General features: G+C 42.2%; 18 protein-coding genes. All 18 read left to right on the plus strand.

Annotated features, from left to right (window positions below):
• The first annotated feature begins 21 nt into the window (after nucleotides 1–21).
• The 18 genes from ASU02_RS01840 to ASU02_RS01925 all read left to right on the plus strand — a co-directional run bounded on the left by ASU02_RS01840 (nucleotide 22) and on the right by ASU02_RS01925 (nucleotide 20,898).
• A complete protein-coding gene (locus ASU02_RS01840) occupies nucleotides 22–1,587 on the plus strand; it encodes an ABC transporter substrate-binding protein (RefSeq protein ID WP_057760363.1) in 1,566 nt (521 codons plus the stop codon).
• A gap of 27 nt (nucleotides 1,588–1,614) precedes the next feature.
• Nucleotides 1,615–2,565, plus strand: a complete 951-nt coding sequence (locus ASU02_RS01845) for an ABC transporter permease (RefSeq protein ID WP_057760366.1) — start codon at nucleotides 1,615–1,617, stop codon at nucleotides 2,563–2,565.
• A 16-nt stretch (nucleotides 2,566–2,581) separates the two neighbouring features.
• Nucleotides 2,582–3,484 (plus strand): ABC transporter permease, encoded by a 903-nt coding sequence (locus tag ASU02_RS01850; protein WP_057760369.1) that lies wholly within the window; start codon nucleotides 2,582–2,584, stop codon nucleotides 3,482–3,484.
• A gap of 18 nt (nucleotides 3,485–3,502) precedes the next feature.
• Complete coding sequence (locus ASU02_RS01855; RefSeq protein WP_057760371.1) at nucleotides 3,503–4,528, plus strand: ABC transporter ATP-binding protein; 1,026 nt, start codon at nucleotides 3,503–3,505, stop codon at nucleotides 4,526–4,528.
• On the plus strand, nucleotides 4,503–5,489 hold the full coding sequence (locus ASU02_RS01860) for an ABC transporter ATP-binding protein (RefSeq protein ID WP_057760373.1): 987 nt from the start codon (nucleotides 4,503–4,505) through the stop codon (nucleotides 5,487–5,489). Before ASU02_RS01855 ends, ASU02_RS01860 begins: the two co-directional genes overlap by 26 nt.
• Nucleotides 5,490–5,562: 73 nt before the next feature.
• Complete coding sequence (locus tag ASU02_RS01865) at nucleotides 5,563–6,714, plus strand: M20 peptidase aminoacylase family protein (protein ID WP_057760375.1); 1,152 nt, start codon at nucleotides 5,563–5,565, stop codon at nucleotides 6,712–6,714.
• Between the two features lie 38 nt (nucleotides 6,715–6,752).
• Nucleotides 6,753–7,862: an o-succinylbenzoate synthase gene (gene menC, locus ASU02_RS01870; RefSeq protein WP_057760377.1), complete on the plus strand. Its 1,110-nt coding sequence runs from the start codon at nucleotides 6,753–6,755 to the stop codon at nucleotides 7,860–7,862.
• 415 nt (nucleotides 7,863–8,277) lie between these two features.
• Nucleotides 8,278–9,270 carry an ABC transporter ATP-binding protein gene (locus ASU02_RS01875; RefSeq protein ID WP_057760380.1) on the plus strand — a complete coding sequence of 331 codons (993 nt, stop codon included), beginning with the start codon at nucleotides 8,278–8,280 and terminating at the stop codon, nucleotides 9,268–9,270.
• The gene (locus ASU02_RS01880; protein WP_057760382.1) at nucleotides 9,267–10,286 is read left to right on the plus strand and encodes an ABC transporter ATP-binding protein; all 1,020 of its coding nucleotides are present in this window, start codon (nucleotides 9,267–9,269) and stop codon (nucleotides 10,284–10,286) included. The genes ASU02_RS01875 and ASU02_RS01880 overlap by 4 nt, the downstream gene beginning before the upstream one ends.
• Entirely contained in the window at nucleotides 10,283–11,092 is an 810-nt protein-coding gene (locus tag ASU02_RS01885) for an IclR family transcriptional regulator (RefSeq protein ID WP_057760384.1), read from the plus strand. The genes ASU02_RS01880 and ASU02_RS01885 overlap by 4 nt, the downstream gene beginning before the upstream one ends.
• Nucleotides 11,093–11,110: 18 nt before the next feature.
• Nucleotides 11,111–12,691, plus strand: a complete 1,581-nt coding sequence (locus tag ASU02_RS01890) for an ABC transporter substrate-binding protein (RefSeq protein WP_057760459.1) — start codon at nucleotides 11,111–11,113, stop codon at nucleotides 12,689–12,691.
• A 130-nt stretch (nucleotides 12,692–12,821) separates the two neighbouring features.
• Nucleotides 12,822–13,754 (plus strand): nickel ABC transporter permease, encoded by a 933-nt coding sequence (gene nikB / locus ASU02_RS01895; RefSeq protein WP_057760386.1) that lies wholly within the window; start codon nucleotides 12,822–12,824, stop codon nucleotides 13,752–13,754.
• Nucleotides 13,751–14,662, plus strand: coding sequence for an ABC transporter permease (locus tag ASU02_RS01900; RefSeq protein WP_057760388.1), 912 nt, complete (start codon nucleotides 13,751–13,753; stop codon nucleotides 14,660–14,662). Before nikB ends, ASU02_RS01900 begins: the two co-directional genes overlap by 4 nt.
• A gap of 10 nt (nucleotides 14,663–14,672) precedes the next feature.
• Nucleotides 14,673–17,618 (plus strand): M14 family metallopeptidase, encoded by a 2,946-nt coding sequence (locus ASU02_RS01905; protein WP_057760390.1) that lies wholly within the window; start codon nucleotides 14,673–14,675, stop codon nucleotides 17,616–17,618.
• A 12-nt stretch (nucleotides 17,619–17,630) separates the two neighbouring features.
• Nucleotides 17,631–18,242 (plus strand): pyroglutamyl-peptidase I, encoded by a 612-nt coding sequence (locus tag ASU02_RS01910; protein WP_057760392.1) that lies wholly within the window; start codon nucleotides 17,631–17,633, stop codon nucleotides 18,240–18,242.
• Entirely contained in the window at nucleotides 18,235–18,978 is a 744-nt protein-coding gene (pxpB, locus tag ASU02_RS01915; RefSeq protein WP_057760394.1) for a 5-oxoprolinase subunit PxpB, read from the plus strand. Before ASU02_RS01910 ends, pxpB begins: the two co-directional genes overlap by 8 nt.
• 295 nt (nucleotides 18,979–19,273) lie before the next feature.
• Nucleotides 19,274–20,038, plus strand: coding sequence for a LamB/YcsF family protein (locus ASU02_RS01920; RefSeq protein WP_057760395.1), 765 nt, complete (start codon nucleotides 19,274–19,276; stop codon nucleotides 20,036–20,038).
• Nucleotides 20,035–20,898 (plus strand): 5-oxoprolinase subunit C family protein, encoded by an 864-nt coding sequence (locus tag ASU02_RS01925; RefSeq protein WP_057760397.1) that lies wholly within the window; start codon nucleotides 20,035–20,037, stop codon nucleotides 20,896–20,898. The genes ASU02_RS01920 and ASU02_RS01925 overlap by 4 nt, the downstream gene beginning before the upstream one ends.
• The last annotated feature ends 872 nt before the right edge of the window (nucleotides 20,899–21,770 follow it).

Genomic DNA, 21,770 nt, shown 5'->3' on the forward strand with positions numbered 1-21,770 from the left:
TATTAATAAGGGGGTCTAGAAATGAAGAAAGTTGGTTTATTCTTTTTAATGTTAATTTTGGCAGTATCCTTAGCTGCATGTTCCTCAGAGGAGTCAGGGACAGATAATAAAGATGGGGAGACTGCGGTAGGAGGAGAATTGCAGGTTGCTTATAATGCTCAGCCTCCCACACTTGATCCATTGTTAACGACAGCTGTAGCAACAAGAGATGTGATGAGACATGTCTATGAGACGCTGGTAACGGTTAATCAAAAATTTGAAGTGAAGCCGATGCTGGCAAAGTCTTATGAAGTAAGTGAGGATGGGAAGACAATTACTTTTGAATTAAGAGACGGAATCAAATTTCATAACGGGGAAGAGATGCTGCCTGAGGATGTTGTAGCCTCCATGAACCGATGGAAGGAGTCGACAACACTTGGCAAATCGTATTTTGCTGATGCAGTCTTCTCCTCTTCAGGTGAAAAAACAATCGTTTTAGAAATGAAGCAGCCCTTGTCTACAGCCTTAGCGATGCTTGCTGATCCAGGCCAAGCAGCAATTATTACGCCAAAGGAAATCAATGAAGCAGCTACTGAGCAGGGCATTACCGAGTATATAGGGACTGGCCCATATAAGTTTGTAGAATGGAAAACAGATCAATATGTTCATTTGGATAAATTCACAGAGTACCAATCGCTAGATTCAGAGAGCAGTGGTTTGGCTGGGAAAAAGGAAGGCTTTGTCGATGATATTTATTTCCAATTTGTAGCCGATGCATCCACTCGTTTATCAGGAATCCAAACAGGAGAATATGACATTGCGAATGCGATCCCATTTGATAATGCGGAGCAATTGGAAGCGAATGAAGATGTTGTTAACCACATTGACCACAATGGATTTAATGGAGTGGTATTTAATAAGAAAACAGGCTTCTTTGCAGATGTAAATGCACGTCAAGCGGTGAATGCTGCTTTAGATGAAGAAGAGATTTTAATGGCTTCTTTTACAAATGAAAACTTCTATGAATTAGAGCATGGGTTAATGATTAAGGACCAAGTTGAATGGTACAGCGAAGCGGGAAAAGATCAATACAACCAAAATGATCCAGAGAAAGCAAAGCAATTATTAGAAAAGGCTGGCTATAACGGAGAAGAGATTGTCATTCTGGCAAGCAGAGATTATGAGGATCACTACAATGCAGCCGTTGTCGTTCAGCAGCAGCTTGAGAAAGTAGGGATGAAAACGAAGCTGGATGTTTATGATTGGGCGACAGTCCTGCAAAGACGTGCAGATGAAAAAGCCTATGATATTTTCGTAACGGGCTTTCCGACAGAGCCTATTCCTGCCAAGTACGTTTTCTTAGATTCTGCTAACCAATGGCCGGGATGGACGAATAGTCCCGAAATGGATCAATTGCTAGATCAAATTAATACAGCCTCTTCACAAGAGGAAGCGCAAGAATATTTTGCACAGCTTCAAGAGGAATTTTACAACTACTTGCCAATGATTAAATTCGGCAATAAAACAACGATTACTTCTACTCGTTCGAACATCGAAGGGATGGGCTTCTTGCAAGGCATTACCTTGTGGAATGTGCAGAAAAAGTAACTAGATTGATAGAGGGGTGAGTTACCTGTGAAAGGATATATTCTAAAACGGCTATTATCACTAATACCAGTGCTTTTTGTAGTAGCTGTTGTTGTGTTTCTGATAATCCATATCACTCCTGGTGATCCGGCTTCGGTTATGCTGGGTCCGGAAGCAAGTCCACGTGAGGTAGCCGAGCTGCGCGAGGAGCTCGGCCTCAACCTCCCTCTGTACCAGCAATTTACGAGTTGGCTTGCTGGAGTCGTGCAGGGTGACTTTGGATGGTCCATATTTATGAACGAGCCTGTGCTTCAATCGTTTTTCTCCCATTTAGGCCCAACACTGTCTCTAGCAATCTTTGCACAATTGCTTGCGGTAATGCTCGCTATTCCATTTGGTGTCATAGCGGCAAAAAGAAGGGGCACGATTATTGACCAGACGTTTATGGGCGGATCACTAATCGGCATTTCTGTCCCAAGTTTTTTATTAGGACTTTTATTAATTCTCCTCTTTGCCGTTCAATTGCGATGGCTGCCTGTAGCAGGCTATAAACCGTTAAATGCTGGCTTTTTCCTGCATATACGGTATTTAATCCTGCCTGCGATTGCCTTAGGGGCTATGCAGGCTGCACTTATTGCCCGCATGACGAGATCATCGATGCTAGATATCCTTAACGCTAATTACATAAAAACAGCGCGTTCAAAAGGTTTAAGGGAAAAAATCATCATTTATAAGCATGCATTGAGAAATGCGTTTATTCCAATCTTAACAGTCATCGGCCAAACGTTTGGAACGCTCGTAGCAGGAGCGGCGGTTGTTGAAACAGTTTTCAATATTCCAGGCATCGGCCAGCTAATTGTCAATTCTGTTGAACGGCGTGATTTTGCGGTTATTCAGGGGACCATCCTTCTTGTGGCAATTAGTTATGTATTGATTAATCTTGTTGTTGACTTGCTATACGGGGTGATAGACCCACGCGTTCGTCTAAATCGAAAATAGAAAGGAGGCGCTCATTATGCAAACAACAGTGGTGAGGGAACAAGAACTATCGAATGTGAAAAGTCATATAAAGAAAGAACGCAGGCAGTTGCTAATTAGGCGTTTCCTTTCCAATAAACTAGCGGTAACTGGAAGTATCATTATTGTCATTATATTGTTATTCACTTTTGCCGGTCCATTGTTTGCCTCTCATGATCCATATGAACTGGAGGCAAAGCAGCGGCTATTAGAGCCTAGTGCTGCACATATTTTTGGTACAGATAATTACGGACGCGATTTATTCAGCAGGGTTGCACATGGTGCGAAAGTATCAATAGGCGTAGGTTTTTTTGTTGCCATTATTACCTCAATCCTGGGAATGATCATTGGTCTTTATGCAGCCTACTATCGCTCGCTGGATAATATTTTAATGAGGCTTTGTGATGGCCTCATGGCTTTTCCTGCCATCTTATTAGCGATTGCCATTATGGCTGCTTTAGGGCCAAGAGTGGAGAATGTCATTATTGCTCTAAGCATCGTGTTTACACCATACGTTGCCCGGACGGTCCGCTCCTCCGCGCTTGTCATTAAAGAACAAACATATATCGAAGCATTAAAGGCACAGGGGGCAGGAGCAACAAGAATTATTTGGGTGAATATTGCTCCAAATGTCATTTCTCCCTTAGTTGTTCAAGCCACATTTATCTTCGCAGATTCAATCATTACGGAAGCTGCTTTGAGCTTTCTGGGTGCAGGAATCCCAGCACCTGCGCCAAGCTGGGGGAATCTTTTATATGATGGAAAAATGGTGATTTTTAATGCGTGGTGGATGACCGTTTTCCCTGGAATTGCCATCATGCTTACTGTATTTGGGCTTAACTTGTTTGGAGATGGTCTTCGTGACTTATTAGACCCTCATAATAATAAAGCGAAAAAATAACGGGAGAGGAGGGGAGCAATTGTGGAAACAAAACTTTTAGAAGTGAAAAATTTAAAAACCCATTTCAATACCGAACGAGGACGTGTCACTGCAGTGGATGGGGTATTCTTCACTGTACATGCTGGAGAAACAGTTGGTGTGGTAGGGGAATCCGGGTGCGGAAAGAGTGTAACAGCAGAGTCTATTCTTCGCTTGCTTGATGAGAAATCAACAGAGTACGAAGGGGAAATCCTATATAAAGGAAAGAATTTGTTAACCTCTACTATTAATGAAATGCAGGCAGTAAGGGGAAATGATATCTCAATGATCTTTCAGGATCCGATGAGCTCATTAAATCCTGTATACACTGTCGGGAATCAGATTGTTGAATCCATTATGCTTCACCAGAATGTAAATAAGAAAGAGGCATATGAAAAGGCAATAGAAATGCTGAGGTTAACGGGAATTCCCTCACCAGAGAAAAGAATTCATGAGTACCCGCACGAGTTATCTGGAGGGATGAGACAGCGGGTAATGATCGCGATGGCCCTTTCCTGCCAGCCCAAGCTGCTTATTGCTGATGAACCAACAACAGCTCTGGATGTAACGACACAATCACAAATTCTGGATTTGATAAATGAATTAAAAGTGAAGTTTAACATGGGTACAGTCATGATAACCCACGATTTAGGGGTAGTTGCAGAAGTTTGTACAAAGGTAGTTGTGATGTATTTAGGGCAAGTCATTGAAGAATCAGATGTTCGATCATTGTTTTCTTCCCCTTATCATCCCTATACGGATGGGCTTCTTAAATCAATCCCGCAATTAACTGGGGATCGTTCTAAAAAACTGCATGTCATCGAGGGGAAGGTTCCTACTCTGCATCAAGTCCCAAAAGGCTGCCGATTTGCTCCTCGATGCGCATTTGCAAATGAAAAATGCCATGATGAGATGCCTGAACTTGTACAAGCAGATACTAGCCGTAAAGTTAGGTGCTGGCATTACAAGGAAATATTCCAGGCGGGGGAGGAGAGTCCATATGTCAGTGCAGCAGATTCCTATTGAACAGCCGCTTTTAGAGGTAAGAAATCTAAAGAAATATTTCCCTGTAACGAATTCGCTTGGCAAGGTGACAGGACATGTACAAGCGGTAAATGATGTTTCTTTCAATATGAAAAAGGGCGAAACCTATGGCCTTGTAGGTGAATCCGGATGTGGGAAAAGTACAACTGGACGGACAGTTCTGCGCTTGATTGAACCTACAGAGGGAGAAACGATATATAAAGGAGAGAATATCTATCAGCTTAAGGGAAGAAAGCTTATGGACATGCGCCGGGAATTACAAATGGTCTTTCAGGACCCCTACTCTTCTCTTAATCCAAGAAAAAGAATCGGCCATATTTTAGAAGAAACATTGAAAATCCATCGCATCGGCAGTAAACAAGAGAGGATGGACCGAGTGATGGACATGTTAAATAAGGTTGGCTTCCAATCTGAGCAATATTTCCGCTATCCGCATGAATTTTCCGGTGGTCAAAGACAGCGAATTGGAATTGCGAGGGCATTGATGGTTGACCCGAGTTTGATTATTTGTGATGAGCCTGTATCGGCACTAGATGTTTCCATTCAGTCACAAGTGCTGAATCTTTTAGAAGAAATTCAGGATGAATTTAATTTAGCCTATCTGTTTGTTTCCCATGATTTAAGTGTTGTTCGCCATATAGCCGATCGCATAGGAGTAATGTATTTAGGGCAAATGGTGGAAGAAGCTCCGACAGATGAGTTATTTGCTCAACCGCTGCACCCATATACAAAGGCTTTATTATCAGCTGTTCCACTGCCAAATCCAATGATTAAGAGGGAGCGGATTACACTAAAAGGGGAAGTGCCATCCCCGATTAATCCGCCTTCAGGGTGCGTATTTCATACTAGGTGTCCGCATGCAACCGAGATTTGTAAGAAGAATGTCCCTGTAAAAAGGAATGTGGCACCAAACCATGCTGTCGCATGTCATCTTTATGAATGAGCCAGCGGCAGGTCAAGGGAAAATTATGAAATGAATAAAGAATATAGAATAGCATCGCTAAGGAGGAAGTAGCATGCTAGAAACTTTAGATGATAGCAAACTGCAAGACCAAATCTATGAGATTTTTGATTATCTCCATCAACATCCAGAGGTTAGCTGGAAAGAGTATAAGACGACTCAATATCTTGCTAATTTGCTAGAAGCACTCGGATGTAAGGTGACTACATTTGAAGACTGTACAGGGGTTGTAGCCGAAATCGGAGAAGGAAACTTTACGGTTGGTCTTCGTACCGATATGGATGCCTTATGGCAGGAGGTAGACGGGATCTGGCAGGCAAATCATTCATGTGGACATGATGCCCACATGACAATGGGATTGGGTGTCATGATGACGCTGAAGAAAATGAATGTCAAGCTTCCAGGCAAAGTGAAGTTTATCTTTCAGCCAGCTGAAGAAAAAGGGAATGGCGCATTAAAAATGCTTGAGAAAAAAGTAATTGATGATGTGGATTACTTATTCGGCGTACATTTAAGACCAGAATTGGAAGTTCCAAATGGGAAGGCCGCACCAGCTATTGTCCATGGGGCAGGGCAATTCATTACAGGTGAAATTATCGGGGAAGACACTCATGGCGGCCGTCCTCATTTAGGAGTGAATGCCATTGAGGTTGGTTCCGCTTTAGTTGAGCAGATGAAAGGGATTTATCTTGATCCGATGGTTCCGTATTCAATCAAGATGACCAAGTTTATCGCTGGTGGAGATAATGGCAATATTATACCGGGTTCTGCTCAGTTTGGTCTTGACTTGCGCGCACAGTCTAATGCAGTGATGGATCAGCTAGTGGAAAGAGTGGAGAAAATTATCGGGAACCTTTCAGATTTTTACCAAGTTAGAATTACATATCAGACCGAGGGGAAAATCGTGGCAGCCCAAGTCAGTGAGGACGCCCAAACCATCATGGCTGAAGCAATTAAGGGAGTAATCGGAGATGAGAATATAGTGCCGCCTAGTGTCACATCTGGCGGGGAGGATTTTCACTTTTATAGTGTAAAGCGTCCTGAAGTGAAAGCAACAATGCTGGGCCTTGGCTGTGGACTGAAACCAGGATTGCATCACCCACATATGACCTTTGATCACGACGCTTTATTGACTGGAATTGAAATTTTAACCCGAACCATTCTTAAAACATTTGAAGATAATGGCCTAACGATTAAAGATAATTAAAAATACACTAGATTCATAGGATAGAAGGAGGATCTATTATGAAAATTGATAAGGTGAAATTAGAACGATTAAGGATGCCCTTGCTGTCTCCATTTCAAACAAGCTTTGGCACGGAAACAGAAAGGGAATTTATTCTTATAAGTGTCTATGGAGATGGCCATGTTGGATACGCTGAAAGTGTGGCAATGGAGTCTCCTGCTTATAATGAGGAGACCATTGATACCGTCTGGCATGTGGCAGAACAGTTTATCATCCCGCAGATTCTAAAGGAAGAGCTTGAATCCCCAGCTGATTTTTCCAAGATGTTCTCTTGGATCCGAAGAAATAACATGGCTAAATCAGCGATTGAGGGCGCTCTTTGGGATTTGTATGCCAAACAAAAAGGAGTTTCACTCTCAAAAGCACTCGGAGGAGAAAAAGAAGAAATTGAAGTAGGGGTAAGCATTGGAATTGAGCCGACGGTGGAAGGTCTATTGAAGAAAGTGGAAAACTTCTTAGCGGAAGGCTATAAGAAAATTAAAGTGAAAATCAAGCCTGGTATAGATGTTGAACGGATCAAAGCAATCCGGGAAACCTTTGGCTATGAAATCCCTCTAATGGCTGATGCAAACTCTGCTTATACACTTGATCACATCGATACGTTAAAAGAATTAGATCAGTATGGGCTTATCATGATTGAACAGCCGCTTGCACATGATGATATTGTGGATCATGCTAAACTTCAAAGGGAATTACAAACCCCAATTTGTTTAGATGAGAGCATCCATTCTGTAGAGGATGCCAGAAAAGCAATCGAGCTTGGCAGCTGTAAAATTATTAATATCAAAATTGGGCGTGTAGGCGGTCTGACGGAAGCAAAGAAAATTCATGACCTTTGTCAATCACACGGGATACCGGTATGGTGTGGTGGAATGCTTGAGGCCGGAGTAGGACGAGCGCATAATATCGCGATAGCTTCCTTATCAAACTTCACCATTCCAGGAGATACGTCTGCCTCTAAAAGATATTGGGCCGAAGACATTGTTGAACCAGAAGTTACCTTAAGCAAACCAGGAATTGTTGCCGTTCCAAAAGAAGCCGGTATTGGCTATTCAATTGTTCAAGAGAAAGTAGATAAGTATTTGTTAGATGTTAAAGTTTATAAATAAGAAGATTGTGAATGACTTTTATTACTAATATCAAAAAAAAAAACTGCCGCATTGCGAGCAGTTTTTTTATTTAGGCTCTGTTACAGAATGTTGATTATACTGTGTTTGAAAAATAAACGGAAAAATTCCGCTTAAATAGGGAAATACCTATATTTCCTTAAAAATAAGGGGAGTTTTTCCGGTTATAGTATCTAAATCGTTGGATTTTGTCTGAAGTTGAAAAGTTAATCGGAAAATCTTCGCCTATGAATGCTTTGCTCGTATCTACACAAAAATCAACAATGAATAATAATCGTGATATTTATCACGTTTTTATCTAAAAAACTATTGCAAACTTTCAGATATTTAATTAAAATTAAAATAATTCAAAAAATGAAATTGCATTTCACAATATGAAACCGTTAGGAGTGTCATAATGGTTCAAAAAGTTTTAGAAGTGGAAGAATTGAAGGTTGGGATTAAGGACGAGGATGGCGGAAGGATCGCTATCGTGAATGGAATAAACTTTCACCTCCATAAGGGGGAAACGCTCGGAATTGTTGGAGAATCAGGCTGTGGGAAGAGTATGACGTCTCTATCGTTAATGGGCTTGCTGCCTGCTGGTGTAGAGAGACATGGCGGGGATATTCGATTAGGAAATTTAAATTTTAATAGCTTTAACAAGAAGGATTGGCGGCAAATCCGCGGGAAAAAGATTGCGATGATCTTTCAGGAACCGATGAGCTCTCTTAATCCGGTCTATACAGTCGGTGCTCAAATAAATGAAATGATTCTGAACCATGAAAGAGTTTCGAAGAAGGAAGCTAGAAACCGCGCACTAGAAATGCTAAAGCTTGTAGGAATTCCTAGACCGGAACAAGTATTGAATGAATATCCCCATCAGCTGTCAGGCGGAATGCGGCAAAGGGTCATGATTGCGATCGCTCTATCTTGTAATCCAGAGGTTCTTATTGCGGACGAGCCTACCACTGCTCTTGATGTAACAATTCAGGCGCAAATTCTGGAATTGATGAAGAAGATCCAGGATCAGCTTCATATGTCCATTGTGCTGATCACCCATGATCTTGGGGTTGTTGCAGAAATGTGTGACCGGGTGATTGTCATGTATGCAGGGGAGATTGTAGAAGAGTCGCTGGTTGTTGATCTTTTTGATCAGCCAAGCCATCCGTATACAAAAGGTTTATTAGCTTCATTGCCAGACATTCATGAGCAAAAGGAATATCTTTCTTCCATATTGGGGGTTGTTCCAGCTCCAGGAAAAATGCCTGCAGGCTGCCGTTTTGCCCCTCGCTGCTCCTTTGCACATGAACGTTGCAAGGAAGTTCCTCCTCTATTTGAAATGGAAAATGGCTCTAAAGTAAAATGCTGGCTTTATGAAGATGGTGAGGCGGAGGTGGCTGCGACGTGACGGAAAGTGAAAACGTATTGCTAAAGGTTGATAATCTTAAAAAATATTTTCCTATCAAAGGTGGAATTTTTGGCAATAAAACAATGAAGCAAGTTAAAGCAGTGGATGGCGTTTCCTTTGAAGTAATGGAGGGAGAGACATTTGGGATCGTGGGGGAGTCGGGCTGTGGAAAGAGTACGGCAGGCAGAACGATTCTTAGATTGCTTGAGCCAACAGAAGGAAGCATCTACTTTCAAGGCAAAAATATAGCTGAACTAAATCCAAATGAGATGAGAAGGTTAAGAAAGGATATCCAAATCGTCTTTCAGGATCCGTTTGCTTCATTAAATCCTCGAATGAAAGTTAGAGATATTATCGAAGAGCCGCTCATCAACTTTGGTGTAAGTGATCGAAGAGAGAGGGAGAAAAGAGTGCTTGAAGTAGCCGACCAGGTTGGTTTAACGGCTGCACAGCTTTCACGTTTCCCGCATGAGTTTTCGGGTGGACAGCGGCAGCGGATTGGCATCGCTAGAGCACTCATTTCAAAGCCAAAATTAATTATTGCGGATGAGCCTGTATCCGCTCTCGATGTATCCATTCAGTCGCAAGTACTAAATTTAATGAGAGATTTACAAAAGGAATTTGGACTTACATATATATTCATTTCCCATGATTTAAGTGTAGTAAAGCATTTCTGTGATCGGATCGGGGTTATGTATTTAGGGAAAATGGTGGAAATTGCGGAGAAACATAGTTTATATGATGACCCGCTGCATCCATATGCCGAGGCCTTGCTTTCCGCACTGCCAAGTCCTCATCCATTGCAAATGAAGAATCGAATCATATTAAAAGGGGATGTCCCAAGTCCCTCTAACCCGCCAAGCGGATGTACATTCCATCCTCGATGCCCTTCTTGCATGGATATTTGTAAAACCGAAAGGCCATCTTTACAAGTATTCCGAGATAACCATGCCGTCTCTTGTCACCTATATGAGAGTACGGAAAAACTTGCAGTCGCAGCGGGAGAATTGAAATGAGTAAAACATTAGAAAAAGCATTAAGTTTACTAGATTATTTTACAGAAGAAAAGCCTTACTGGCGATTAGATGAAATTTCAAAGCATTCAGGCATTCCAAAAGCAACGGCATTCCGCTTATTAAGAGGATTTGTTGAGATGGGTTATTTGCAGCGTATGACATTTCAGCAGGATGGATTAGTTGTGGATGGAGAGAGTTATGGATTGGGTCTTAAATTTCTTGAAATGGGGGAACGGGTGGCTGCGAGATTCGAGATTCGCCGGGTTGCTCTTCCATTTATGAAAAAGCTTCAGGAAACCTTTAATGAAGCTGTGCAGCTTGTTATTCGCGATCAGCATGAAGGCGTTTATATTGAAAAGGTTGAAAGTACAAGACCTGTTCGTCTTTATACAAAGGTTGGCCGCCATGCACCCTTATATGCGGGAGCATGTACACGGACGCTTCTCTCCTTTTTGCCGGATGAGATGGTGCAGGAAGTCCTAAAAGCGCCCCTAACCATTTATGCGAGTCAAACGCCAAAGCTGAAAGAGGAAGTTCTAACATTAATTGAACAAACAAGAAAAGAAGGGTTTGCTTATAGCGACTCTGAACTTGAGGAAGGTACGGTTTCAATTGCTGTCCCTATTTATGATCGGTTTGGAGCGGTTCCTTATTCGATTAGCATCGCGGGATTTTCAACCTCCTTGCCAAGGGACAAAGTCCATCATATAGTAGGAGCGCTTTGGGAGGCGGCTTCAGGCATTTCAAAAGAAATTGGCTTCAGCCAGCCATATCCATATGGAGAAAAAATAGAAACGAAACAATAACAGGGGGGAAACAAGTTGATGAAAAAGAAGCTATCGTCATTATTCGCACTTCTAGTGATCTTTACACTCATATTATCCGCATGCTCAGGGGGCGGGAAAGAAAAAGCGAGTACAGATTCAAGCAAAGGCGGTGAGGAGAACCCGGTGAAGGACCGCGGAAATGAAATAGTTATCGGTGTTTCAGGTGATCCGCAAAACTGGGATCCGATTGATACGTTCCTATTAGATTGGAGTACGGTCGCAACCTCTGTATTTGAAGGGCTCGTCGATCGTACAATTGATTTGGAACTGCAGCCTGGTCTAGCGGAAAGCTGGGAGTATTTAGATGATAAAACATTGCAATTTAAACTTCGCCAAGGGGTTACCTTCCATAATGGAGAGCCGTTTAATGCGGAGGCAGTAAAATTCACATTTGACCGTCTTCTAGGTGCAGAAGGGCAAAAGGGTCCGCAATATTCCAATTATACGTCCATTGAAAGTGTTGAAGTTGTAGATGAATTTACGATAAACATGAAATTAAATACACCGGATCCGGTCCTTTTAACGAAGCTTGCAGGGTACGGAGCTGTAATCGTACCGCCTAAGTATGTAGCGGAAAAAGGGGATGAGCATTTTAACAACAACCCTGTTGGTACCGGTCCGTTCAAAATGACTAGCTATAAACGTGACCAGGAAATCGTCTTAGAGAAAAATCCTGATTACTGGAAAGAAGGATTGCCAAAGCTTGATAAGGTTGTCTATAAAATCATCCCTGAAGCATCTACAAGATTGGCAGAATTACAAACTGGCAAAATTGATATTATGAAGCGTGTAGAAGTATCACAGGCGGAAACAGTAAAAGAAACTGGCTTCCTTGAATTACAGGAAGTAGGAACACCAACAGCCTTCTCTTTACGCTTTGATGTTGCCAAGAAGCCATTTGATAGCAAGGAAGTAAGACAAGCAATCAACTATGCAGTTGATAAGGAAGCAATTATTAACGAAATTCTTGGCGGTTATGGGAAGCCAATTAGCACATTCCAAAGTGAGCTTTCTTTCGGGAACAATCCGGACTTAGAGCCGTATCCGTATGATCCGGAAAAAGCGAAGGAATTATTGAAAAAGGCTGGTGTGAAAGAGGGAACAGCAGTTGACCTATTCATTCCTGGGAATGATGGCAACTTTAAAGAAATTGCACAGGCAGTTTCCTTCTATTTAGAGGAAGTAGGCATCAAGGTGAACATTAACACGGCAGACAGTACAACATTAACTTCAGACTTAATTCCAAATGCAAAAGCTGGCCATATGTATCGTCAGGGCTGGGGCGGATGGACACTGGACTTTGATAATACGGCTTACTTAATGTATTACGAAGGCGAACAATGGAATCCTTCATTTAAAAATGAAAAGGTTGAAGAGCTTCTTGAGAAACAGCGGGCAAGTGTTGATCCAGAAGAGCGTAAAGCGATCTTCAAGGAGCTGACTGAATTGCTGTATGACTTGGCTCCTGAGTTGAATCTCTATTCCGCTGTTGATATATACGCAGTCAATAAACGAGTTCAAAACTTCCAGCCGCCACATGAAGACCGTATGCGACTAGAAGAAGTGACGGTGAAGTAAAGACATCGGCATAAAGAGATAGTATGATCCTCATGCTATCTCTTTCTTTTAAATATAACTGCTCTCTATTGCGCAGAGGGCTTATGTTTACAGGATAAAGAGCCTTGCGCTTTTCTAAGGGGGGAACCAAATGATTGCTTATATTATTCGTAGACTGCTACATACTATTTTAGTTGTTTTTGCTATTTCATTAATCATCTTCTTTTCTGTCCGGTTAACGGGAGATCCTGTGTCTGTTATGTTTCAGGCAGGGGAACCAACGAAGGAAGCGATAGCAGAGGTAAGAAAAAATCTCGGATTAGATGAACCATTGTATGTACAATACGGCATCTTTCTAAAGGGTCTCGTAACCTTTGATTTCGGAGAATCGTTCAGAAGCGGAATGCCTGTCATTGACTTAATCAAAGAAAAACTAGGAGCCACATTAGCTCTAGCCTTTGGGGGAATGGCGGTTGCAATCATGATTGCCTTTCCGGTAGGGATTGTATCAGCGGTTAAGCGAGGAACAGGAGTAGACTTCTTTGGGCGGATTTTTTCATTAATTGGCATTTCCTTTCCTAACTTTTGGCTAGGGATTATGCTTATTCTAATTTTCGCTGTCAATTTGAAATGGCTGCCATCTTCGGGTTTTGAAAGCTTCAAGCATCTAATACTCCCATCCATCACGCTCGGGATGATTTTATCTGGGATATTGGCAAGGCTTGTTCGATCTTCGATGCTTGAGGTTATGAATCAGCAATATATTTCAACAGCGAAGTCAAAAGGAATTAGTGATTTTGCCGTGATAATCAAGCATGCATTCCGAAATGCGTTATTGCCTACTGTTACATTCCTTGGGTTGCAGTTTGGTGCGCTGCTTGGCGGGACGGTTATTGTTGAACAGATCTTTTCTTGGCCTGGGATTGGGCGTTTGATTATTGATGCGATCAATCAGCGGGATTATCCAGTGATTCAGGGGGGCGTTATTTTCCTTGCCGTGATCATGGTAGCCGTCAACCTAGTCATTGATTTAAGCTATACGCTTATTGATCCGAGAATCAAAATCGGGGGGAGTCGCTCATGACATCTTTACAGCTTGAACAAACACCACAGCAAATAAGCCAGCCAAAGCCTTCTCTTCTTAAGAGAATCTGGCGTTTTATTAAGAAAAATCCCGCAGGTGTTGCGGGGATGATTCTCGTCTTGTTGAGTATTTCTGCCGCTCTTTTTTCCCAATGGATTGCTCCATTTGATCCTTCAAAGGCGAGTCTAACCTCTCGGCTCGCACCTCCATCCTGGGCAGATGAAACGGGTGAATCCGTATTCTTCCTTGGTGCTGATCAGGTAGGGCGTGATTTATTCAGCCGAATCATATATGGGGCAAAAATTTCATTAATGGTTGGTTTTTTTGGCGTTTTAATCTCATTAGTTATCGGGACCATACTTGGCCTAGTAGCTGGTTATTTTGGGAAATGGCTCGATGATTTTATCATGCGTGTAGCTGATATTCAATTAGCCTTTCCATTTATCTTATTTGCGATTGTGATTATGAGTGTGCTCGGTACGGGGATATGGAAGATTATTATTATTCTCGGCTTAACGTATTGGGTTGGTTTTGCCCGGCTGATTCGTGGGGAAGTCATTTCTCTGAAAGAACAGGAATACATTCATGCAGCAAAAGCAATTGGCGGCACCACCTTTACGATTATTAGGAAACACATTTTACCGAATGTGATGTCTTCCATTCTTGTTCTTGGCACCATGTATATTGCTGAATTTATTCTGTTAGAAGCTTCATTAACCTTCCTGGGTTTAGGGGTGGATCCAACGATTCCATCATGGGGAGGCATGCTTGCAGATAGCCGCAACTATGTGACAACTGCGTGGTGGACAGCAACGTTCCCTGGGATTGCCATTATGCTGACGGTATTAGGATTTAATTTACTAGGTGATTGGCTGCGGGATAAATTTGATCCAAATATGAAATTGTAGGTGAATACAGGTGGAAAACATTTTCTCGATTTGGACGAAAGAGGGCCTTCTGCGTGATAAAAATGGGGACGGTGTCATCGATGGCACAAATGTATGGATTGATCTGCCGGATAACCTTGCACCTGAAGGGCTTATCGATTTTTGTGCCCGTCTAGGATTTGAAACGACTGCTTTATCCTTTCATTTCTTTGAACCGTGTGAGCAAGCGGTAAAGTTAAGTTTTGTGTATTCGGAAACAGCTACGGATATTAGCTTGGAAAAGGATCAGCTAATTATCCGTTATCAAAGTGAGCAGGAGCTATCGAATCTGCTAAAGCTTCTAGCTGCGATGGACCCTGAACAGATGGGCAAAGAAAGCGATGTAATTGTATTAAGGAATGGAAGGCTATATGCGGGGCAAACGTCCATTTCAACGATTGTTTACCAAAGTAATCATGCTGCTGCACCTGAAATCAATAGCTTAAGTGATTTATGGAGTTTTTCAGGGATGGGAAAAAACAACGAAGCCTCTCCAGCTAAGCTTCTTCATATGAATATAGACGCAGAAAAGTCATGCCTGTCTGCAGAACTTCTGCGGGAGCTATGTTATTTCGCTGCAAGAAGTGCTATGTATTCGACGGAAATGGTATTTCCGGTTACAGGGAATAAGGAAGCGAGTCTGCTGTTGGAAGTGATAGAAGCCGATGATCTTATTTTGGAGCTTGTGAAACCAAATATCTTGCAGCTTAGAGGAAGAAAAGAAAATATAACAACTGCCGCCTATCAGCTTGCAAGGGCTAAGCACTGGAGTGAAGGCGGGGTATTTGGGTATTGGGATCAGAAGCATCACTTATCGCAAAAAAAGGAACCACCGCTTCTATTTGATATGGAATGGACGGATGAGCGGGAAGTAGACTTGGCTTTTGATCTTTTAAAAAGGGAAGAACATCTTGCCGGTACGGATGTAGAAATCTTTTTATCGGAACCAATGGAGGTTCGGAGAAGACTTGAAAGGAAATGGCGAGAAATCTTTCCGCAAGTCCATTCCTTGACCATTCGCTCCGCATTTAAAACAGGCTTGCACTGGCTGATGGAAGAAATGATTCCTAGTATGCAGGCCTTTAAAGGAATTGAAATAAATGTACAAGAAGATGCAGGTGAAAAGGGACTTGAGCTGCCGATTCGCTGGATTCAGGAGCTATATCCTGCTGATCGATTGATCGAAAAGGAAATAGGTTTGAAGGCAGGTTTGGTTACATACAAATTAGAGGGGAATCTCCCCCATACATATGAAGTGTATGGACTGAATGGACAAGGGGAAAAGCACTTTATTAGCTCTTTAGATGTCCCTGTATCAAGACTGCCATATATTGACGGGAAGCATGATGTTTATCCGGTTTCAAGTGCTGTTCGCATCTGGAAAAATGGAGTGGCAGAAGAGCACTTGATTCAAACGGATAGAGAACGATTTTACCGTTTTTATGTGGATAAGGTACTGCCGAAGCTTAGAGACACTGTATCTGATTACCAACCAGGACAGGGGCATACAAGACCGTTATTTGACCGCATCGAAATGGATGTGTGGATGAGTGAGGAGGAAGTAAAGCTTCAAGTAGATGAGGAACGGGTTTCTGCACTAGAGGCTTTGCATGAAGATTTATACTTTAATACATTGGATTATTTTGCTTATTTAGGTGAAAAGCTTGAAGGCAAGCCATTTGATGCACCTGGCGGCGTCCACCCTTTTATGCATGTGAGGGTGGGGGAAAAGCCGGAAGCACGAATTCGAGTCTATGGATGGGAAGATAAACAAAGTGAGAAGTGGGTAACAACCGCTATTTCGTTTAATGAGGCAGGGGATTTTTCTAAAGCAGCGCTGACAAATGGCACGGAGGAAATCACTCTTCCAATAAAAGCATTTGAAAAGCCTGACCGGCATCTCCATCCAGATGTGAATGAGTGGCTAAATAATCATCCTTCCCATCGGGTGTTATATCCAGATCATTCTTATCGGGGACACGCGATACCGATTATTGAATGCTTCCTAGATACAGGTGAAGAATATGATTCTCCTTTAAAAATGACCTTGTTTAAGAAAACGATTTTCATAGAGGCGGGACATCATTCAAACGAAGTGTCAAGTACGCCTGCTATTCTGCAGCTGCTGGAGCGAGCTTGTGAACGCTCTGATCATTTGCTGAAGGAAATGAATCTTGTCCTTCTTCCATTAGCCAACCCGGATGGCTATGAATTAATGACAAAGCTTACAAAAGAACATCCGGAGTGGAAGCATCATGCCGCAAGATATAATGCAGTTGGATTGGAATATTCATTTGTCCGTTTTCAGGAAACGATATTTGGTGAGGCCAATATCTATCCTGAGGTTCTGCGGAGATGGGCGCCAGATATTATTGTCGACGATCATGGCATTCCGTCTCATGAATGGGTTCAGCCTTTTGCTGGCTACAACAGCCCGCCGCGTTTTCCTGTATCATATTTCCTTCCAAGTGCAAAGATTTATGGGATTGGAAGATTATCAACCGGTGCTTTCCGTACAAGGCATGAGGAAAATTTAGATGCAATTGTTAACGAGATAAGCCAAGCAATTAGTGGGACGGAAATAGAAAAGGAAAATAGCTATTGGAAACAGCGATTTAGAAAGTATGGAAACCAATGGCTTCCAGAGGTATTTCCAATTGAAGAAGCGCCGGGTATTCATTTTTATCGGCAGCCAAGCGTTGCACCTAGCTATTCAACACTTGGTGTTTCAAGATATCCAGAATGGATTGGAGCGGAAATTATTTCGGAGACGGCAGATGAGGTAGTGTATGGGGAAATGCTTAAGAGCTGTGTAGAAGCGCATATTGTCTTTGATTTAGCGATTTTGGATGTACTTCAAAGGGCGAGGACCGATGTAAAGCATCAACATGTGAATGGGCTATCCTATGAACGAGTTCGTCCCATTCAACTTTTATAAGGGGGTATTACGATGAAGACTTTATTATTAACCGGATTCGAACCATTTTTAAAATTTACCATTAATCCAACGATGCGCATTGTGGACGAACTGAACGGGCAAGTAGTTGGAGATTATAAGATTCATAGTGAAATCCTTTCGGTCGATTTTAAGAAATCGGGTGCACAGCTTTTAGAACATTTGAAAACTGTTCAGCCGGATGCCCTTATTTCTTTAGGGCTTGCAGGCGGCCGCTTTAAAATGACTCCCGAACGAATCGCGATTAATGTAAACGATGGAGAGCCTGATAATAGCGGCAATGTGCCGGTGGATGAGGCTATTGAGGAATTGGGACCAGATGGCTATATGTCCACCCTTCCCATCAGAAAAATGGTTAATCGATTAACGGAAGCGGGACTGCCTGCAGAAGTTTCAAATACAGCTGGTACCTATTTATGCAATAACGTAATGTATCAAGGGCTCCACTATGCGAAAAAGCTAAATAAGCGCATGCCTGCTGGATTTATACATATTCCTGCCTCTCATGAACTTGCCATTGAGCACGGGAAAATTCCAAGCTGGTCCCATGAAGATTTAACAAAAGGAATTCTTACTTGCATTAAAGCTTTGTCAGAAAATGAATAAATCATATGAACAGCTTCCAGAAGCAATGATAACGGGTGAGAACAGCCTGCGCTTTAGCTTTGGCAGCAGAGTGGAAAAAGACACTTATTATAAGGTGCGGAAGTTTTGCAAAATAGCTGAACAGCATTCAGGCCATTACTTTCAGGAAATCGTGCCAAGCTTTCACACGGTTACGGTTTATTTTAAAAAGGAATTAACAGAACCGAATGAAATGATTGAACGTCTATTGACTAAGTGGATAAATAGCAAAGAAGAAGAGTCAGAACGAATGGAACGAAAGTTGCGTATTCCCGTTTGCTATGATGATACATTTAGTTTAGATATGGACCGAGTAACAAGTCATACGGGACTAACACGGGAAGAAGTGATTTCCCTTCATGCTGGGCATACATATACGGTTTATATGATTGGGTTTCTGCCTGGTTTTCCATATTTGGGCAAGCTTCATGAAAGGCTGGAAACGCCTAGATTACCTACACCAAGAGAAAAGGTCTCAAGAGGGACTGTAGGAATTGGAGGCAGCCAAACGGGGATTTATTCATTGGATTGTCCTGGAGGCTGGAATATCATTGGGAAAACACCGTTTGAACTATACGTGCCTGAAAGAAAAGAGCCATTTTTCTTTCAGGCAGGAGATCAGCTAGAATTTCAGCCAGTTACGCTTGGTGAGTTTCATGAAATAAGCAAAGAATTAGCTAGTGATCCAGAGGAAATCAAGCGATTTATCGCAGATTAACGGGCTGTAAGCCCCCCCCGCTTCAAGAAGTTGAGGGAACAGAAAAATTCTCAGTGGGGGTCTTACAGCCCATTGGTTCAACTAACAATCAGTGGGGGATGAAGGCCGACTAAGAACGCCACCTCCTGTGGCAACGTGGGTACTAGCACGTCCTATGCTTCGGAAAACCCTCACTGATTGAGTTTCACTTACTCGTAGGGGAGACAGATGAGGAAAATTACCTAGCTGAAGTACAAATTTTCATGCAAAATAACGGTAGACGGATCGTATTTTTCACTTACAAGGAGGTGCCGTTATGCGAATTGATTTAAATGCAGATATCGGAGAAAGCTTTGGAGCCTATACAATTGGAGAAGATCAAGCACTTTTCCGGCACATAACATCCGCTAATATTGCTTGTGGGTTTCATGCAGGCGATTTTAATGTCATACGGGAGACGGTGAAGAGTGCAAAGGACTTTGGAGTAGCTATTGGAGCTCATCCAGGATATCCAGATTTGCAAGGGTTTGGACGCAGGGAGCTGCAAATGACAGCGAGAGAAATTTATAATTGTGTTGTTTATCAAATCGGGGCGTTAAAAATATTTTGTGACATTCATGGGGTGCCGCTTCAGCATGTGAAGCCTCATGGCGCACTTTATAATGCCGCAGCAGAAAAGAGTGAAATTGCCGAAGCAATTGCAGAAGCAGTCTATGACTCTATTCCCGAAGCGTATTTATTCGGGCTATGCAATAGTGAACTTATTCGTGCAGGGCAGAAGATAGGCTTAAAAACTGCTTCAGAAGCTTTTGCGGATAGGCGCTATACGGAAGAGGGCAGGCTATGTTCAAGACTTCTGCCAGATGCTGTATTAAAATCCTTTGATGACATTCTTGGACAGGTGAAGGAAATTGTTTTTAACGGACGGGTTAAAACGCAGTCTGGACAATGGCTAACTTTACAGGCAGATACCATTTGCTTCCATGGTGATGGAAAGAACGCAGCCCTCTATTCAGCGGAGATCCGCAAGGTTTTGGAAGATGCAGGAGTTCTTGTTCGTTCAGTAGGAAAGCCGATATGATTCCGCTGTTTAGGGTGAAGAAAGCGGGAGTTTATGGATCGATTCAGGATATGGGCCGCCCAGGTTATCAGCGGTTTGGTGTACCTGTATCTGGTGCGATGGATTTCCATGCTTTTCGATTAGGCAATTATATACTAGGGAATGATACTAATTGTCCGGGGCTAGAATTTTTTTTAGGCGGGATAGAGTTAGAAATATTGAATAATCATCGAATTGTAATTACAGGAGCTGATCTAGGAGCAAAGCTAGATGGCCAGCCAGTGCCAAATTGGAAAACCTTCAATATCTATCAGGGTCAAACATTAATCTTTACGAGACCGGTGCAAGGGAGCATTGCGTATGTTATGCCAGAAGGCGGTCTTCTGTCTGAAGAGCTTTTAGGCAGTTCGTCTGTTTATCCAAAGGGCCAGCTTGGTTCGCCATTGAAAAAAGAGATGATTCTTTTTGCTAGACAAGAGAAATCTAAAACCTTTCAAAGAGGGCTTTGCCGAAGTGAAATTCCTGAATATTCTGCAGATGTGAAGGTAAAGGTCTGGGCGAGTCCGCATCTCGACCGTTTTCAACCGGACAGCTTGAGTGAATTCTTTCAATCCACTTACCAGATCAAAGGCGGAGACCGAATGGGGTATCTCCTTGAAGGAACCCCCCTTAGATTTATAAATGGAAGCGACATCCTATCTGAAGCTACTCAATTCGGAACCATTCAAGTTCCGAATAGCGGACAGCCAATTATTCTAATGGCAGACGCCCAAACAATTGGCGGCTACTCAACCATTGGGAAGATTGCCAGAGAGGATCTGTGGAAGGTTGTCCAGTTGAGAAGAGGAGGAAAGGTAAGATTCGAAGAGCTGGCAAGATGAAAAAGAAACTCCTATTTAGAAGTCTGATTGTTGTATCTGCTAACAGCGACTTCTAAAATAGGAGTTTTTTTGTTTTGTATATTGAGTCTGTTGCCGGGACGATGAACCAGTTTTTTTGTCTCGGAGACGATCAGGCAGTTGGTAGTTATGGAAGCAGGTAGGTACGATTGGTGATTAGATTAGGAGGAAAATAGAGTAGAAAGTAGCCAAATAGGGTTATTGGTTCCCGAAATAGAAGAAAAATAGAGTGAAGAGGAATCAATCAGGGGTATTGTTTCCCGAAATAGAAGAAAAATTGAAAGGAGAGGAACCAATCAAGGTTATTGGTTCCCGAAATAAGAGAAAAATAGAGTGAAGTGGAACCAATCAGGGTTATTGTTTCCCGAAATAAGAGAAAAATAGAGTAAAGAGGAACCAATCAAGGTTATTGTTTCCCGAAATAGAAGAAAAATTGAAAGGAGAGGAACCAATTAGGGTTATTGTTTCCCGAAATATAAGAAAAATAGAGTAAAGAGGAACCAATCGGGGTTATTGTTTCCCGAAATAGGAGAAAAAAAGGGTGGAGAGGAACCAATTAGTGGTGTTGGTTCCCAAAATAGGAGGAAAATAGAGTGAAGAGGAATCAATGAGGGGTATGGGTTTCCGAAATAGAAGAAAAATAGAAAGAAGAGGAACCAATCAAGGTTATTGGTTCCCGAAACAAGAGAAAAATAGGGAGAAGAGGACCCAATCAGGGTTATTAGTTCCCGAAACAAGAGAAAAATAGAGTAAAGGGGACCCAATCAGGGTTATTGTTTCCCGAAAAAGAAGAAAAATAGAAAAAAGAGGACCCAATCAGTGGTATTGGTTCCCGAAAAAGAAGAAAAATAGAA

The organism is Cytobacillus praedii, from assembly GCF_001439605.1.
Lineage (GTDB): Bacteria > Bacillota > Bacilli > Bacillales > Cytobacillaceae > Cytobacillus > Cytobacillus praedii.